The organism is Streptomyces hyderabadensis, from assembly GCF_020404845.1.
In the GTDB taxonomy this organism is placed as follows: domain Bacteria; phylum Actinomycetota; class Actinomycetes; order Streptomycetales; family Streptomycetaceae; genus Streptomyces; species Streptomyces hyderabadensis.
This window is the reverse complement of sequence record NZ_JAIOJZ010000005.1, coordinates 100,418-116,394: the sequence shown is the minus strand read 5'-3', so window position 1 is coordinate 116,394 and position 15,977 is coordinate 100,418. Positions and strand designations below refer to the sequence as shown.

Here is a 15,977-nt window from a genome sequence, read left to right as displayed (position 1 = left end):
CGTCTGCTCACCGTGATGTAGCAGCTCCATGTTCCAGCACGCGGGGATCATTCCGCCGGGGATTGCCCCCGCTCGTCGCCGGTGTCGTGGCGCTCGCGCGCGGGGCGGCCGCCGTTTCCCCGTTTTCTGGACACCCCGGCCGCGCTGACCGACAATCAGCTGCGTGACGTCGTCCTTCGAGTTCCACACGTACCCCGCGCGGCTGTCCGACGCGGAGCGCGACAAGGCGCTGAGCGTGCTCCGGGACGGCGTCGCCATGGGGCGCCTGTCGCACGACACGTTCGTCCGCCGGATGGAGCTGGCACTCGCCGCCCGCCGCCTGGAGGAGCTGGCCGCGCTCACCGCCGACCTGCCCACCGAGAGCCGGTTGTCCCGGCTGGTGTTCGGCACCGTCGAGGCGGTGTCCGGCTTCGGCGTACGGCTCGGCCGGGCGTGGCGGGCCGAGCGGCTGCCCAAGCTGCTGCTGCCCCACCCCGGTGCCGGTCCGGCGCTGCGCATAGGGCGCGACCCGGCGAGCGGGCTGCGGCTGAGCCACGAGACGGTCTCCCGGGTGCACGCGGAACTCACCCTCCAGGGCGGTATGTGGGTGCTGCGCGACCTGGGCTCCACCAACGGCACCACGGTCAACGGCCGGCGGGTGATCGGCGCGGCCGTCGTCCGCGAGGGCGACCAGATCGGCTTCGGCCAGATGACCTTCCGCCTGGCGGCGAACTGACCCGACCGGAGGCCGCTCCCCGGGGAGATCCATGGCCCGCGCTTCACTCGGGGCTCATGGCTGGTCCGTGGCGGAACCATGGGCGGACGGTGGCGGAGCCGTGCCCGGTCCGGTGGCGCAAACCCCTTTGCTCCTCGTGGTGTTGACGTACCCCGCAAGTCGTGACTGACTGTGCGTACACCGCGCACACCAGGTGAATCGACGGCTCGCTTCGTGGAGGTGTGCCCTGCCGCCCCTCCTGCGCTACCCGACCGTGGACGAGCTGGGCGCCCGGGCCGCCGCCCTCGCCGCCCGGCATCCCCGACACGCCCGGCTGCGTCGCGTGGGCACCTCCCGCGCCGGCGCCCCGCTGCTGCTGCTCTCCGTCGGCCACGGCAGCCGCCAGGTCCTCGTCGTCGCCGGACCGCACGCGAACGAGCCCGTGGGCGGCGCCACCGCCCTGCGGCTCGCCGAGCGGGCCCTCGCCGACCCCCGGCTCACCGAGGGCGCCGACGCCACCTGGAACCTGCTGCTGTGCGTCGACCCCGACGGCCTGCGCCGCAACGAGGGCTGGCTCACCGGCCCGTACACTCTGGGCCGCTACGCCCGGAACTTCTTCCGGCCCGGCTTCCTGGAGCAGCCCGAGTGGCTGCCCGACGGTCCGGACCGCGCCACCCTGCCCGAGACCCGCGCCCTGGTCGCGCTCCAGGACGAACTGCGGCCCTTCCTGCAGTGCTCCCTGCACGGCGTGGACGTCGGCGGCGGCTTCGTCGAGCTGACCCACGACCTGCCCGGCCTCGCCCAGCGCATCGCCCACACCGCGGCCCGGCTCGGCATACCCCGCGAACTCGGCGCCTACGACACCCTGTACTGGCCCGACCTCGGACCCGCGGTCTACCGCATCCCGCCGCCCCGCCGCGGCGACCTCACCGCCGCCATCACCGAGGCGGCCGTCGACTCGACCTGGTGCCACCCGCGGCGCCACGGCACCGTCACCGCGGTCGTGGAGGCGCCCATGTGGGGAGTGGCGGCCGTGGCGGACGCCTCGCCCCCGGCCGACCGCGACGGGGTGCTGCGCGCGGTGAGCCGCACCCTGCGCCACGACACCCGGCGGCTGCACCGCGTCCTCGCCCGGCTCCGGCCCCATCTCGCCGATGTGCCGGAGGCGGCGCACCTGCTCGCACCGGTCGACGACTACCTGCTGGTCTGTCCCCGGCTCGCCGACGCGTGGGACCCGGACACCGACGACGGGACGGGTCGCTCACTGCCGCCGATGAACACCTCCCACCTGGTCGCGCTGCGGCTGGCCGGACGGCGCCTGTCGCTGCGCACCGCGGGGCTGCTGCACCAGCTGGTCACCCGTACCGGGGGCGATCCGGCGGGCGTCCTGTCCGAGCTGGACCGGCTCGTCGACGAGGGCTGCGCCGACTACCGCGACGGCTGCGCGGCGCACTGGATACCGGTCGGGCGCCAGGTGGAGTACCAGACCCGGGTCGTGCTCGCCGCGTTCGAACTGGCCGGACGGCGGTCCGGCGCGGACGCCCGCGCGGGGGAGCCCGGCCGCGGCTCCCAGGCCGCGGTGCCGATGCACCGCGACTGACCCCCGATCAGCCTCCGTCACCCGCCGTCTCCGTGGTCCCCGCCCGCCCCGCCGTCTCCACCCGCTCCAGCAGGGCCACCGGCGTGTCCGCGAACAGGTCCGCCACGCGCGCGTGCCCCGTGAATTCCCGGCCGGGCGCCAGCGCGTCGGCCCACCGGCCGGGCGGCAGCGGCAGCGTCGTGCCGCGCCAGCCCCCCTCCTCCGCCAGCCGCACCGACAGCCGGGTCACGGCGGTCACCGCCCGGCCGGAGCGGACGAACGCCGCGCAGTGCCCCGCCGCCGGACCCTCGGCGGGCAGCGGCTCGTACGCCCCCGCCACGCCGAAGGCGCCGGGCCGCCGGGCCCGCAGGGCCAGCGCCGCCCGGGTCACCGCCGCCTTCTCTCCGGCGCCCCCGGCCCAGCCCTCGTCCCCGGCGGCGGGGAAGTCCACCGCGCGGCGGTTGTCCGGGTCCACCAGCGCCCGGTACTCGCGCTCGGTGCCCTGGTAGAGGTCCGGTACGCCCGGCATCGTCAGGTGGACCAGGGCCGTACCGAGGACGTTGGCCCGGACGTGCGGCGCCAGCGCCTCCCGGAGGGCGGCCACCCGCCCGCCCGGCGCGCCGCACGGCCCCGCCGCCACGAACCGCGCCACCGCCTCCTCGTACCCGGGCTCCTGCTCCGTCCAGCTGGTGTGCGTCCCGGCCTCGCGCGCATGCTTCAGCAGCGCCTCCCGCACCCGCTCCCCGTCCGCCGGGCCCAGACCGAACACCGTCTGCCAGGCGGCCCACACCAGCTGCCCGTCCGGCAGCCCCTCGCCCGTGCCGGCGGCCTCAGTGACCTCCATGACCTCCGCCAGTACGTCCGCCCACCGCGCGGGGCACTCGGTGAGCACCGCGAGCGCGGCGCGCACGTCGGCGCTGCGCTTGGTGTCGTGGGTCGAGACGACCGTGCCGGTGGCGGGCCAGTCGCGCTGCACGCGCGCGCAGTAGGCGTGGAACTCCTCGGGCCCCACCGCCGGACGGCCGGGCTCGCCGCCCACCTCGGTCGCCGACAGCAGCGGCACCCAGCGGTAGAAGGCCGTGTCCTCGACGGACTTGGCGCGCAGCGCCGACGCGGTCTGCGCGAACCGGGTGCGGAACTCCACGTGCTCCGGACCGTCCCCGTACCGCCCCAGGACCAGTCCCCGTACCACGTCCACCGCGCCGGCCTCCTCCGGCACCGCGAAGGCGAGCCGGGCCTCGGCCGCCGCCTCCTCAGTGACGACCGCCGCCGCGTCCGCCGTCGTGTACGGCCGGTACACCTCCAGCCGCACCAGCAGCTCCCGCAACGCCGTGCGCAGCGCCCAGGGCGCCCGGTCGCGCAGCGCCGGGTCCGGCGCGCCGACGCACAGGCGGTGCGCCACCCGGGTCAGCCGGTCCAGCTCGGCGGCCAGCTCGTGCGTGAGCACCTCGTACGCGGCGCGCCGCACCGTCGCCGCCCAGTCCCCGCCCAGGTCCGCCCGCGGGGCGGCGAACCGGCGGTAGAGTTCGAGCAGTTCCCCGTACCCCGCCGGGTCCGTGAAGAGCCCGTCGACGTGCCGCAGGGCGTCGTAGCCGGTGGTGCCGGCCACCGGCCAGGCGGCGGGCAGCCGCTCCCCGTCGGCGAGGATCTTCTCCACCACCGTCCACCGGCCGCCGCTCGCCCGGTGCAGCCGTTCCAGGTACGCGCCGGGGTCGGCGAGGCCGTCGGGATGGTCGACGCGCAGTCCGTCGACCACGCCCTCGTCCAGCAGCCGCAGGATGGTGCCGTGCGTCGCCTCGAACACCTCCGGGTCCTCCACGCGCACGCCGATCAGCTCCGAGATGCTGAAGAAGCGCCGGTAGTTCAGCTCGGTGCGGGCCAGCCGCCACCACACCGGGCGGTACCACTGCGCGTCCAGGAGCCGCGGCAGCGGCAGGTCCGCGGTGCCGTGCCGCAGCGGGAAGGCGTGCTCGTGGTAGCGCAGCACGTCGCCGTCGACCCGGAGGTCGGCCAGCACCTCGCCGACCGGGGCGCCCAGCACCGGCAGCAGCAGGCGGCCGTCCTGCGCCTGCCAGTCGATGTCGAACCACCGCGCGAAGGGCGAGTGGGGCCCCTCGCGCAGTACCTCCCACAGGGCCCGGTTGTGGCGCGGGGACATCGCCATGTGGTTGGGCACGATGTCCACCACCAGGCCCAGACCGTGCTCCCGCGCGGTGCGCGACAGCGCCCGCAGCCCCTCCTCGCCGCCCAGTTCGGCGCGTACGCGCGCGTGGTCGACGACGTCGTAGCCGTGCGGCGAGCCCGGCACCGCCTCCAGGACGGGGGACAGGTGCAGGTGCGACACGCCGAGCGCGGCCAGGTACGGCACGGCCGCCGCCGCGGCCTTGAAGGGGAACGACGGCTGCAGCTGGAGCCGGTAGGTGGCCGTGGGGACGGAGGCGGGGGAGGCGGCGCGCTCAGGGGTCATGGAAACCTACGTACCCGTCCCGCCGCCTTTCCTGTCACCGTCCCCCTGACGGGTGCAGGGGGACGGGCCTCACCGGCCCGACCGCCCTACACCGGCCGCTGCAACACCGTCAGGCTGCGGTCCACCAGGGTCAGCCGGTCCCCGGCCTGCACCTTCGGGCCCGTGCCCGCGGGCACCCCCTCCGTCAGGGCGGTGTCGACGACCACCTCCCACTGCCGGCCGTGGTCGACCGGCACCACGAAGTCGAGCGGCTTCGGCGAGGCGTTGAACATCAGCAGGAACGAATCGTCGGCGATGCGCTCCCCGCGCGTGCCGGGCTCGGAGATCGCGTTGCCGTTCAGGAACACCGTGAGCGCGGAGGCCCGCGCCGAGTTCCAGTCGCGCTGGGTCATCTCGTTGCCCTCCGGGGTGAACCAGGCGATGTCCGACAGCTCGTCGTGGGTGCCCTGCACCGGGCGCCCGTGGAAGAAGCGGCGCCTGCGGAAGACCGGGTGGTCCTTGCGCAGCCACACCATCGCGCGGGTGAACCGCAGCAGGTCGGGGTCGTCCTCGGGCCACGCCACCCACGCCAGCTCGTTGTCCTGGCAGTAGGCGTTGTTGTTGCCCCGCTGGGTGCGGGCGAACTCGTCCCCGTGGCTGATCATCGGGACGCCCTGGGAGAGCAGCAGGGTGGCGATGAAATTGCGCATCTGCCGCGCCCGCAGCTCCAGCACCGCCGGGTCGTCGGTGTCGCCCTCGACGCCGCAGTTCCAGGAGCGGTTGTGGCTCTCGCCGTCGCGGTTGTCCTCGCCGTTGGCGTGGTTGTGCTTGTCGTTGTAGGCCACCATGTCGTGCAGGGTGAAGCCGTCGTGGCAGGTCACGAAGTTGATCGAGGCCAGCGGGCGGCGCCCGTCGTCCTGGTAGAGATCGGAGGAACCGGTCAGCCGGGAGGCGAACTCGGCCAGCGTGCGCGGCTCGCCGCGCCACAGGTCCCGGACCGTGTCCCGGTACTTGCCGTTCCACTCGGTCCACAGCGGCGGGAAGTTGCCCACCTGGTAGCCGCCCTCGCCCACGTCCCAGGGCTCGGCGATCAGCTTCACCTGCGAGACCACCGGGTCCTGCTGCACCAGGTCGAAGAACGACGACAGCCGGTCCACCTCGTGGAACTGCCGGGCCAGGGTGGCCGCGAGGTCGAAGCGGAAGCCGTCGACGTGCATCTCGGTGACCCAGTACCGCAGCGAGTCCATGATCATCTGGAGGACGTGCGGGGACCGCATGAGCAGCGAGTTCCCGGTCCCCGTGGTGTCCATGTAGTAGCGGGGGTCGTCGGCCAGCCGGTAGTAGGAGGGGTTGTCCAGCCCCTTGAAGGACAGGGTCGGGCCCAGGTGGTTGCCCTCGGCGGTGTGGTTGTAGACGACGTCCAGGATCACCTCGATCCCCGCCTCGTGCAGCGCCTTGACCGCCGACTTGAACTCCAGCACCTGCTGGCCGCGGTCGCCCCAGGAGGCGTAGGCGTTGTGCGGGGCGAAGAAGCCGACCGTGTTGTAGCCCCAGTAGTTGGCCAGGCCCATGTCCACCAGGCGGTGGTCGTTGACGAACTGATGGACCGGCATCAGCTCCAGCGCGGTCACCCCCAGTCCGGTGAGGTGCTCGATGAGCGCCGGGTGCGCGAGGGCCGCGTAGGTGCCGCGCAGCTCCTCCGGCAGGCCCGGGTGCCGCATGGTCAGGCCCTTCACATGGGCCTCGTAGATCACCGTGTGGTGGTACTCCGTGCGGGGGCGCCGGTCGTCGCCCCAGTCGAAGTACGGGTTGACCACGACCGACGTCATCGTGTGCGGGGCCGAGTCGAGGTCGTTGCGCCGTTCGGGTTGGCCGAAGTGGTAGCCGTACACCTCCTCGCCCCACTGGACCTCCCCGCTGATCGCACGCGCGTACGGATCGAGGAGCAGCTTGGCGCTGTTGCAGCGCAGCCCGCGCTCGGGGGCGTACGGGCCGTGTACGCGGTAGCCGTACCGCTGCCCCGGCATCACGCCCGGCACGTACGCGTGCCGCACGAACGCGTCGCTCTCCCGCAGCTCGATCGCGGTCTCCGAGCCGTCGTCGTGCAGCAGACACAGCTCTACTCGGTCGGCGGCCTCCGTGAAGACCGCGAAGTTGGTGCCGGCGCCGTCGTACGTGGCACCCAGTGGATACGCCTCTCCAGGCCAGACCTGCATGAACACGACTCTTTCAGGTGTGGGGCGCCGGTGCGGACGCCTTGGCTCCGAGTCCCCCGGAAGTCTCCCCGAAAGTGAGGCGACCACCTAGCACGTACGTCCTCCTACCCACCCCGGCGGCGTTGTCTCCGTACCGGACTCCGGGAGGGGTGCGGGGCCGTGCTCGCGGCACCCGGCCACGTCACCGCCGTGAAACCGCTCACTCCCCGGTGTGAGCGTGACCGGAACGCCCGCGCGGATCAAGGAGGTTGGCAAAACCGGCCGGTCCATCGGGCTGCACCGCGGACCGCTCGCGGAGTACCCTTCCTTGATCGTTGGGACGGGGTGTCCCCGGCAGGGTCCGGGGGAGCGGAAGGCGGTACTCGGGTGGGCTCGGGAGGGCTGGAGCTGCCTCCTGGTGACGACGGTCACCAGGGGAACTCCACGGACGTCCCGCCCGGTGCGGTGTCCCTGGCGCGGCCCATGAACGCGGGCGCGATCGGTCCGGAGCTGGACTGGGACGCCGGCGCCTGGCACGAGGTGCGCACGCGGGCGCAGCGGGCGGGCCGGGCCTACATCTGGCTGAACCTGGTCGAGCAGCGGCTGCGCGCGGTCGTGGCCGCCGTGCTGCGGCCGGTGTACGAACCGGTCCACGGCGACGACTGGGTGGTCGCGGCGGCCGGACCGGCCGGCCAGGAGTGGGTGCAGCGCGCCGTCGCGGTGCGCGAGGTCAGCCGCCGCAAGGGCTATCTGCTCGACCCGGCCGACGACAACGTCCTCAGCTTCCTCACCCTGCCCCAGTTGCGCGAGCTGATGGTGCAGCACTGGCCCTGCTTCGAGCCCTACGTGGACGAGCGCCGCGACGTCGAACTCGCCCTGGACGAGCTGGAGGTCACCCGCAACGTCGTCTCCCGCAACCGCGCGCTGTCCGAGGCGGTCCTGAACCAGGCCGAGCGCGCCTCGGCGCGGCTGCTCGAGGTGCTCGGCGCCGGCAGCGACGTGCCGTCCGCCCGCCGGCTGCCCGTGGACGCGGTGGAGGACCTGGTCGGGGACCGCTACGCCGACGTGGTCGCCGTGCACCCGGACCGGGTGCGGCTGCTGCGCCAGTTCCCCGCCGAGGACCTGTTCGGCAGCGCCCGCCGGGTGGACGCCCTCGGCATCGGCCTCAACCTGCTGGTGCAGAACTTCTCCGGCCGCCGCCTGCTGCGGATGGCCGAGGCGGGCGGCCGGGTGCGGCTGCTCTTCCTGAACCCGGCCTCCAGCGCCATCAAACGCCGCGAGCGGGAACTGGGCATCAAGCGTGGCGAGCTGAGCCGCGCCGTGGAGATGAACATCCTGCACATGCGCCGGGTGCGGGCCCGGCTGCGGGACCCGGGCGCCTTCGAGATCCAGGTCTTCGACGAGACGCCCCGCTTCACGGCCTACCTCGTCGACGGGGACGGCGCCGACGGCATCGCGGTCGTGCAGTCCTACCTGCGCCGCACGCGGGGCATGGAGGCACCGGTCCTGGTCCTGCGCAACGGGCGCAACGGAGGAAAGGTCGTGAAGGGGGACCGGCTCGACGAAGGCGGACTCTTCCCCACCTACCGTGAGGAGTTCGAGCTGATGTGGGCGGATTCGCGTCCGGTGTCGTGAAAGGCCGTGAAAGCGTCACCCCCCGGGGCCGGTGCGGGGGTAAGCGGAATGCGATCCTCTGATTGTCAGTGGCCCGTGGGAAGGTGGAGACCACTGGGGGAAAGCACCACCAAGAAGGGGGACCGCCCATGGGCTGGCACCGGGAGCTTCTGATCGGCTTCGACCTGGAGACGACGGGCACCGATCCGCGCGAGGCGCGCATCGTCACGGGAGCCGTGATCGAGGTCAGGGCCGGAGAGCCGCTCGGGCGGCGGGAGTGGCTGGCCGACCCCGGCGTGCCGATCCCGGCGGACGCGGTCGCGGTGCACGGCATCAGCAACGAGCGCGCGGCGAGCGAGGGCCGGCCCGCCGACCGGGTCGCGGACGCCATCGCCGCAGTCCTGGTGGACCACTGGAAGGCGGGCGTCCCGGTCGTCGCCTACAACGCGGCCTTCGACCTCACCCTGCTCTCCGCCGAGCTGCGGCGCCACGGACTGCCTTCCCTGCGCGAGCGCCTGGGCGGCACGGACCCCGCCCCGGTCGTCGACCCGTACACCATCGACCGCTCCGTCGACCGCTACCGCCGGGGCAAGCGCAATCTCGAAGCGGTCTGCCGGGAGTACGGGGTGCCGCTCGACGCCGCCCACGACGCCGCGGCCGACGCCCTCGCCGCGGCCCGCCTGGCCTGCGCGATAGCCGGCCGCCACCCCAAGGTCGCGGCCCTCGGCCCGGCGGACCTGCACCGCCGTCAGATCGAGTGGTACGCCGAGTGGGCGGCGGACTTCCAGAGCTTCCTGCGCCGCAAGGGCGACGCCACGGCCGTCGTCGACGGGACCTGGCCGCTGCGGGAGCCGGCCGACGAGCGGGTCTGAGCCGCCCTTCCCGGGAGCAGCCCTCCCGGGCCGAGGGACCTCACGTCAGAAGGGATACCACCGCACGGTCGGGTCCCCGTCCCGCAGCGACGCCACCCGGCGTTCGAACTCGGCCAGTGCCTTGGGGTTGCTCGGCGCGTGCTGGGCCACCCAGGCGCAGCTCGCGGTCTCCCGGGCGCCGCGCAGCACCGCGCAGCCGTCCCACTCCCGCACGTCCCAGCCGTAGGCCGCGGTGAAGGCGTCGTACGCCTCGGCGGGCAGCCCGTAGCGGTCCCGGCTGAGCGCCATCACCACGAGGTCGTGCTCGCGCAGGTCGGCGGAGAAGGTCTCCAGGTCGATCAGGACCGGCCCGTCGGGACCGACGTGCACGTTGCGGGGCAGCGCGTCCCCGTGGATCGGGCCCGGCGCCAGGTGCGGGGTGAGCGCGGCGGCGGCCGACGCGAAGCCGTCCCGGCGCTCGCGCAGATACGCGGCGTCCGCCGGGTCGATCACGTCGCCCGCCAGACGCAGCCAGCGTTCCACCCCGCCCAGCAGCTCGCGGGGCGGCAGCTCGAAGGAGGAGGGGAGGGACAGCTCGTGCACGAGACGGAGCAGCACCGCCACGTCCCGGGGCTCGGTGGGCCGCACCGGTTCGGGCAGCCGCCGCCACACGGTCACCGGGTGCCCGTCGACGAACAGCGCCGCCGGCTCGGCCGCCCGCACCGCGGGGACGCCCGCATCCTCCAGCCAGAGCGCGACGGCCAGCTCCCGGCGCGCCCGCTCCAGGAGTTCGGCGTCGCGGCCCACCTTGACCGCCAGGTCACCGGCGGCGAACACCGCGTTCTCGCCGAGCGCCAGCAGCCGCGCCTCCGACGCCGGGCCGGGCAGCACCCCCGCCGCGGCCAGCACCTCCCGCGCCCGTGCCTCGTCCATCGTCCCGTGCCTCCGTGTCCGTGCGGTTCCCGCCATCCGTCGGTCAGTGTCCCATTCGCACAGGTGGGAGCATGTCCGGGGCCCTTGACGGGACGCGGTCACTTCACGACCATGACCAGGCCCGTCCGAGCCGCGCACAGGGGTTGATTACGTGACATCGGTGACCGAGTCGAGCAGACCGGCGCGCCGTGCGCCCGGCCCGGACGCCCCGCGGGGCGCGCCGGACCACGGCGCCTGGTTCCTGGTTCTGCCCGCGCTGATCCCGATCCTGGTCCTCAGCGTGGGGCCGCTGCTCTACGGCATCCTGCTGGCCTTCACCGACGCCCAGTCGGGCCGCACCGAGCCCACCCGGTGGATCGGCACCCTGAACTTCCAGGACCTGCTGCACGACACGCTGTTCTGGGAGTCGTTCCGGATCGGCCTGGTGTGGGCCGTCGGGGTGACCGTGCCGCAGTTCCTGCTCGCCCTCGGTCTCGCCCTGCTGCTCAACCAGAACCTCCGGATGCGCTGGCTGGCCCGGGCCCTGGCGATCATCCCCTGGGCGATGCCCGAGGTCGTCGTCGGCATCATGTGGCGGCTGGTCTACAACACGGACGCGGGCATCCTCAACGAGACCCTGCGCGACCTCGGCCTCGGCGACGGCCGCGACTGGCTCAGCGGCCTGGGCACCGCCCTGCCCGCCGTCATCGTCGTCGGCGTCTGGGCCGGGATGCCGCAGACGACGGTCGCGCTGCTCGCCGGACTCCAGAACACCCCGCGCGAGCTGCACGAGGCGGCAGCGGTGGACGGCGCGGGAGCCTGGCGCCGCTTCCGCACGGTCACCTGGCCGGCCCTCAGGCCGGTCGCGCTCGCCATCACCGCGCTCAACCTCATCTGGAACTTCAACTCCTTCGCCCTGGTCTACGTGCTGACCAACGGCGGCCCCGGCGGCCGCACCCGGCTGCCCATGCTCTTCGCCTACGAGGAGGCCTTCCGCTACGGCCAGTTCGGCTACGCGGCGGCGATGGGCTGCGTCATGGTCGCCCTGATCTCGATCCTGCTGGCGGTCTTTCTGGTCGGCCGACTCCGGGGCGAGGCCAAGGGAGGTGACGCGGCGTGAGGACCTCGACCGCGGCCCGCACCGGCCAGTACGCGGCGCTGCTCGCCTATCTGGTCTTCCTGGCCTTCCCGTTCCTGTGGCTGATCTCCATCGCCTTCAAACCCCCGCGCGAGCTGGCGAGTCTGCACCCCACCTGGATCCCGCAGGACCCCACCCTCGACAACTTCCGGCAGGCCTTCGACGAACAGCCGCTGCTGCGCGCCGGGCTCAACTCCCTGCTCGCCGCGCTCGGCGCCGCCGTGATCGCGGTGCTCATCGCCACCCCCATGGCGTACGTCATGGCCCGCCGCCGCGGCCGGCTCGCCAAGGCGGCCACCGGGTGGGTCGTGGTCAGCCAGGCCTTCCCCTTCGTGCTGCTGATCATCCCGCTGTTCCTGGTCCTCAAGAACCTCGGCCTGATCAACTCCGTGCCCGGCCTCGTGATGGTGTACGTCGTGTGGTCGCTGCCGTTCGCGCTGTGGATGCTCGCCGGGTACGTCCGCGCCGTACCGCGCGAGCTGGAGGAGGCGGCCGCCGTCGACGGCGCCGGGCGGCTGCGGACCCTGGTCTCGGTGACCGCGCCGCTGCTCGCGCCGGGGATCGTGGCCACGGCCCTGTTCGCGTTCATCACCGCGTGGAACGAGTTCTTCTTCGCGCTGGTGCTGCTGAAGACACCGGAGAGACAGACGCTGCCCGTGATCCTCACCCACTTCATCGGCGCCGAGGGCGTCGCCGACCTCGGACCGCTCGCCGCGGCGGCCTTCCTCGCCACCCTGCCCTCGCTGGTGGTCTTCGCCCTCATCCAGCGGCGGATCACGGGCGGCATGCTCGCCGGGGCGGTGAAGAGCTGATGACGCGGACGCCTGCGCGGATCCTCACCCTGTTCGCCTGTGCCGTCCTGCTGATCGCGGGCTGCTCGGGCGGCGGCGACGGGGCGGACGACGGCCGGATCACCCTGCGCTTCCAGTCCCTGGCCTGGCAGGACGAGTCGGTCAAGGTCAACAAGGAGCTGGTGCGGGAGTGGAACGCCACCCACCCGGACGTGCGCGTCGAGTACGTCCAGGGCAGCTGGGACAGCGTCCACGACCAGCTCCTCACCTCCTTCGAGGGCGGCGAGGCGCCCGACATCATCCACGACGCCTCCGACGACCTCGCCGACTTCGCCTACGGCGGCTACCTCGCCGACCTCACCGAACTGCTGCCCGCGCGGCTGAAGTCGGACATACCGCAACGCAGCTGGGAGACGGTCACCTTCGGCGACGGCGTCTACGGAGTGCCGTTCCTCCAGGAACCGCGGGTGCTGATCGCCAACGCCACCCTGCTGGAGAAGGCCGGCGTCCGCATTCCGACGCCGGAACACCCCTGGACCTGGGCGGAGTTCCGGCAGGTGACCAAGGAGCTGAGCGGGGCGGGTACGTACGGGGTGGCCTGGCCGCTCAAGGAGCCCGTCTCCGCCACCCTCAACCTCTCCCTGTCCACCGGCGGCAAGCTGTTCCACCGGGGCGCCGACGGCAAGGTGACGGTCCGCTTCGAGGAGGGCGACCAGGTGGTGCCGCGCACCGTCCACGACCAGGTCGACACCGACCGCAGCGCCTCGCCGACCACCCTGGGCAGCGGCGGCTCCGACACCCTGCCCGGCTTCTTCGCGGGCAAGTACGCGATGGTGCCGCTCGGCTTCTCCTACCGCCAGCAGATCGAGCAGCAGGCACCCGAGGGCTTCGACTGGCAGGTGCTGCCCGCCCCGGCCGGCGCCGACGGGCTCGCCCAGGGGGTCAGCCCGCAGACCCTGTCCGTCGCCGAGGACAGCCCGCACAAGAAGGAGGCGGCGGCCTTCGTCGACTTCCTCCTCCAGCCGGACAACATGGTGCGCCTGGCCCTCGGCGACTGGATGCTGCCCACCGGCGAGCAGGCCCTGCAGGACCCCGCCCTGCACACCGCCGAGCACGGCTGGGCCACCGGCACCGCACTCGCCGCCCACCTGCGCTCGGCGCCCGCGCAGTCCGTGCGGGGCTACGCCGAGTGGAAGGACAAGGTGGCGACACCGGCGCTCCAGGAGTACTACAGCGGAGCGATCGGCATGGACGAACTGCGCCACAGACTGGAGGAGGACGGCAACCTGGTACTCGCCCGCTACCAGCGCTGACGGCCGCCACGCGCTGACGCCGCCATGCGCTGACGCCGCCACGCACGGGCGGCGACCGCGCGAAAACGGTTTGCCCGCCGGGCGCCCGCCCGCCTAGCGTCGCCCCGTGGCAGCTTTCAACGCGATCTTCAACTCCGGTCTCGGCCGGGGCTGCACGTACGCCATCAGGATGCGTCGTGGCCCCGGAGCCCTGACCGGCCCGGGGTCCCCCCGCCGCTGACGCGCCCGACGCGTTCGACACGCCCGACGCGTGTGCGGCGGGGCTGAGCCTCCGCATCCCCTTTTTCGCCTTCGTCTTCCGGTCAGGGCCTTCGGCTGCCCTTTTCCCCTCCAGTCACGGAAGACAAGGACCGCAGGCCATGGCCCGCCCCACCCAGCGTGCCCGCACGCTCTCGCAGAACTTCCTCGCCGACCGCGCCACCGCCGAGCACGTCGCGCGCCTCGCCGCCCCCGACCGACGGCGCCCGCCCCTGCTGCTCGAAGTGGGCGCCGGCCACGGCGCCCTGACCGAGCCGCTCGCCCGCCGCAGCCGTGAGCTGCACGCCTACGAGATCGACCCCCGGCTGGTCCCCGGGCTCCGGGCCCGCTTCGCCCGCAGCCCGCACGTCCACGTCGTCGCCGGTGACTTCCTCGCCGCCCGGCCCCCGCGCACACCGTTCTCGGTCGCCGGGAACGTGCCCTTCTCGCGCACCGCCGACATCGTCGGCTGGTGCCTGTCCGCACCCGGCCTCACCGACGCCACCCTCATCACTCAGCTGGAGTACGCCCGCAAACGCACCGGCGACTACGGCCGCTGGACCCTGCTCACGGTCCTGACCTGGCCGCACCACGAGTGGCGGCTGCTGGGCCGGGTGGGCCGCCACCGCTTCCGCCCGGCGCCGCGCGTCGACGCCGGCATCCTGCGCATCGCACGGCGCCCTACCCCGCTGCTCACCGGCACCGGTGCCCGCCGTGGCTGGGCCGGCCTGGTCGAGCTGGGCTTCTCCGGAGTCGGCGGCTCGCTGCACGCCTCCCTGCGCCGCGCTCACCCGCGGCGCCGGGTGGACGCGGCGTTCCGGGCCGCGCGGCTCGACCCCGGTGTCCTCGTCGGCGAGGTCGCGCCCGAGCGCTGGCTGCGGTTGTACGAGGAGCTGGCGGCATGAAGCGAAATCAGTTGCACGAGACGTCTCGTCTCGCATACGGTCGTCGCATGACCAGTCGCCCCGCGCACATCGCCATGTTCTCCATCGCCGCCCACGGCCACGTGAACCCCAGCCTGGAGGTGATCCGCGAGCTCGTCGCGCGGGGGCACCGGGTGACGTACGCGATCCCGCCGCTCCTCGCGGACAAGGTCGCCGGGGCCGGCGCCGAGCCCAAGCTGTGGGACAGCACCCTGCCCGGCCCCGACGCCGACCCGGAGGCGTGGGGGAGCACCCTCCTCGACAACGTGGAGCCCTTCCTCGACGACGCGATCCAGTCGCTCCCGCAGCTCGCCGAGGCCTACGCCGGGGACGAGCCGGACCTGGTCCTGCACGACATCGCCTCCTACGCCGCCCGTGTCCTGGGCCGCCGCTGGGACGTGCCGGTGATCTCCCTGTCGCCCTGCATGGTCGCCTGGGAGGGGTACGAGAAGGAGGTCGGCGAGCCGATGTGGGAGGAGCCGCTGAAGACCGAGCGCGGACAGGCGTACTACGCCCGCTTCCACGCCTGGCTGGAGGAGAACGGGATCACCGACCACCCCGACCCGTTCGTCGGCCGCCCCGACCGCTCCCTGGTGCTGATCCCCAAGGCGCTGCAGCCCAACGCCGACCGGGTGGACGAGAAGGCGTACACCTTCGTCGGCGCCTGCCAGGGGGACCGCAGCGCCGAGGGCGAGTGGACCCGCCCCGAGGGCGCGGAGAAGGTCGTCCTCGTCTCCCTCGGGTCCGCCTTCACCAAGCAGCCCGCGTTCTACCGGGAGTGCGTCGAGGCCTTCGGCGGGCTGCCCGGCTGGCACACCGTGCTCCAGGTCGGCCGGCACGTCGACCCGGCCGAGCTGGGCGACGTACCGGACACCGTGGAAGTGCGCAGCTGGGTGCCGCAGTTGGCGATCCTCCAGCAGGCCGACCTGTTCGTCACCCACGCGGGCGCGGGCGGCAGCCAGGAGGGCCTGGCCACCGCCACGCCGATGATCGCCGTACCCCAGGCCGCGGACCAGTTCGGCAACGCCGGCATGCTCCAGGGCCTCGGCGTCGCCCGTACCCTCGCGACCGAGGAGGCCACCGCCGAGGCGCTGCGCACCGCGGCCCTCGCCCTGGTCGACGACCCGGAGGTGGCCGGGCGGCTGACGGAGATCCAGGCGCAGATGGCCCAGGAGGGCGGCACCCGGCGGGCCGCCGACCTCATCGAGGCCGAACTGGCCGCGGCGCGCGGCTGACCCGGGCCACCCGCGGCCGGACCGGCGCACGCCCCGGCACGGCACGGCG

The 15,977-nt window shown here is 73.6% G+C and carries 12 protein-coding genes; 9 read left to right on the top strand and 3 right to left on the bottom strand.

The window, feature by feature from the left end; translation table 11 throughout:
* Nucleotides 1–163: 163 nt before the first annotated feature.
* Both K7854_RS06365 and K7854_RS06360 read left to right on the top strand, forming a co-directional pair.
* On the top strand, nucleotides 164–715 hold the full coding sequence (locus tag K7854_RS06365) for an FHA domain-containing protein (protein ID WP_226025367.1): 552 nt from the start codon (nucleotides 164–166) through the stop codon (nucleotides 713–715).
* Nucleotides 716–968: 253 nt separating this feature from the next.
* Entirely contained in the window at nucleotides 969–2,294 is a 1,326-nt protein-coding gene (locus tag K7854_RS06360) for a M14 family zinc carboxypeptidase (RefSeq protein ID WP_226025366.1), read from the top strand.
* Between the two features lie 7 nt (nucleotides 2,295–2,301).
* Here K7854_RS06360 and treY read toward each other — a convergent pair whose 3' ends face one another.
* Both treY and glgX read right to left on the bottom strand, forming a co-directional pair.
* The gene (gene treY, locus K7854_RS06355; RefSeq protein ID WP_226025365.1) at nucleotides 2,302–4,740 is read right to left on the bottom strand and encodes a malto-oligosyltrehalose synthase; all 2,439 of its coding nucleotides are present in this window, start codon (nucleotides 4,738–4,740) and stop codon (nucleotides 2,302–2,304) included.
* An 86-nt stretch (nucleotides 4,741–4,826) separates the two neighbouring features.
* Nucleotides 4,827–6,935, bottom strand: a complete 2,109-nt coding sequence (gene glgX, locus K7854_RS06350) for a glycogen debranching protein GlgX (protein WP_226025364.1) — start codon at nucleotides 6,933–6,935, stop codon at nucleotides 4,827–4,829.
* A 366-nt stretch (nucleotides 6,936–7,301) separates the two neighbouring features.
* Here glgX and K7854_RS06345 point away from each other — a divergent pair, with 366 nt between their 5' ends.
* Nucleotides 7,302–8,549, top strand: a complete 1,248-nt coding sequence (locus tag K7854_RS06345; RefSeq protein ID WP_226025363.1) for a DUF5919 domain-containing protein — start codon at nucleotides 7,302–7,304, stop codon at nucleotides 8,547–8,549.
* Between the two features lie 128 nt (nucleotides 8,550–8,677).
* Nucleotides 8,678–9,400, top strand: a complete 723-nt coding sequence (locus K7854_RS06340) for a 3'-5' exonuclease (RefSeq protein WP_226025362.1) — start codon at nucleotides 8,678–8,680, stop codon at nucleotides 9,398–9,400.
* Between the two features lie 45 nt (nucleotides 9,401–9,445).
* Here the strand turns inward: K7854_RS06340 and K7854_RS06335 are convergent, their stop codons facing one another.
* A complete protein-coding gene (locus K7854_RS06335) occupies nucleotides 9,446–10,312 on the bottom strand; it encodes a phosphotransferase enzyme family protein (RefSeq protein WP_226025361.1) in 867 nt (288 codons plus the stop codon).
* 151 nt (nucleotides 10,313–10,463) lie between these two features.
* Here K7854_RS06335 and K7854_RS06330 point away from each other — a divergent pair, with 151 nt between their 5' ends.
* The 5 genes from K7854_RS06330 to K7854_RS06310 all read left to right on the top strand — a co-directional run bounded on the left by K7854_RS06330 (nucleotide 10,464) and on the right by K7854_RS06310 (nucleotide 15,928).
* A complete protein-coding gene (locus K7854_RS06330) occupies nucleotides 10,464–11,411 on the top strand; it encodes a carbohydrate ABC transporter permease (protein WP_226025360.1) in 948 nt (315 codons plus the stop codon).
* Nucleotides 11,408–12,241: a carbohydrate ABC transporter permease gene (locus K7854_RS06325; protein WP_226025359.1), complete on the top strand. Its 834-nt coding sequence runs from the start codon at nucleotides 11,408–11,410 to the stop codon at nucleotides 12,239–12,241. Before K7854_RS06330 ends, K7854_RS06325 begins: the two co-directional genes overlap by 4 nt.
* On the top strand, nucleotides 12,241–13,533 hold the full coding sequence (locus K7854_RS06320) for an ABC transporter substrate-binding protein (protein WP_226025358.1): 1,293 nt from the start codon (nucleotides 12,241–12,243) through the stop codon (nucleotides 13,531–13,533). Before K7854_RS06325 ends, K7854_RS06320 begins: the two co-directional genes overlap by 1 nt.
* A gap of 359 nt (nucleotides 13,534–13,892) precedes the next feature.
* The gene (gene erm(O) / locus K7854_RS06315) at nucleotides 13,893–14,675 is read left to right on the top strand and encodes a 23S rRNA (adenine(2058)-N(6))-methyltransferase Erm(O) (protein ID WP_226025357.1); all 783 of its coding nucleotides are present in this window, start codon (nucleotides 13,893–13,895) and stop codon (nucleotides 14,673–14,675) included.
* On the top strand, nucleotides 14,672–15,928 hold the full coding sequence (locus tag K7854_RS06310) for a glycosyltransferase (RefSeq protein ID WP_226025356.1): 1,257 nt from the start codon (nucleotides 14,672–14,674) through the stop codon (nucleotides 15,926–15,928). The genes erm(O) and K7854_RS06310 overlap by 4 nt, the downstream gene beginning before the upstream one ends.
* The last annotated feature ends 49 nt before the right edge of the window (nucleotides 15,929–15,977 follow it).

Excerpts from the sequence above, each read along its gene's own strand:
- treY (WP_226025365.1), bottom strand. The coding sequence starts at position 4,740 with ATGACCCCTGAGCGCGCCGCCTCCCCCGCCTCCGTCCCCACGGCCACC.
- glgX (WP_226025364.1), bottom strand. The coding sequence starts at position 6,935 with ATGCAGGTCTGGCCTGGAGAGGCGTATCCACTGGGTGCCACGTACGAC.
- K7854_RS06340 (WP_226025362.1), top strand. The coding sequence starts at position 8,678 with ATGGGCTGGCACCGGGAGCTTCTGATCGGCTTCGACCTGGAGACGACG.
- K7854_RS06335 (WP_226025361.1), bottom strand. The coding sequence starts at position 10,312 with ATGGACGAGGCACGGGCGCGGGAGGTGCTGGCCGCGGCGGGGGTGCTG.
- K7854_RS06320 (WP_226025358.1), top strand. The coding sequence starts at position 12,241 with ATGACGCGGACGCCTGCGCGGATCCTCACCCTGTTCGCCTGTGCCGTC.
- K7854_RS06310 (WP_226025356.1), top strand. The coding sequence starts at position 14,672 with ATGAAGCGAAATCAGTTGCACGAGACGTCTCGTCTCGCATACGGTCGT.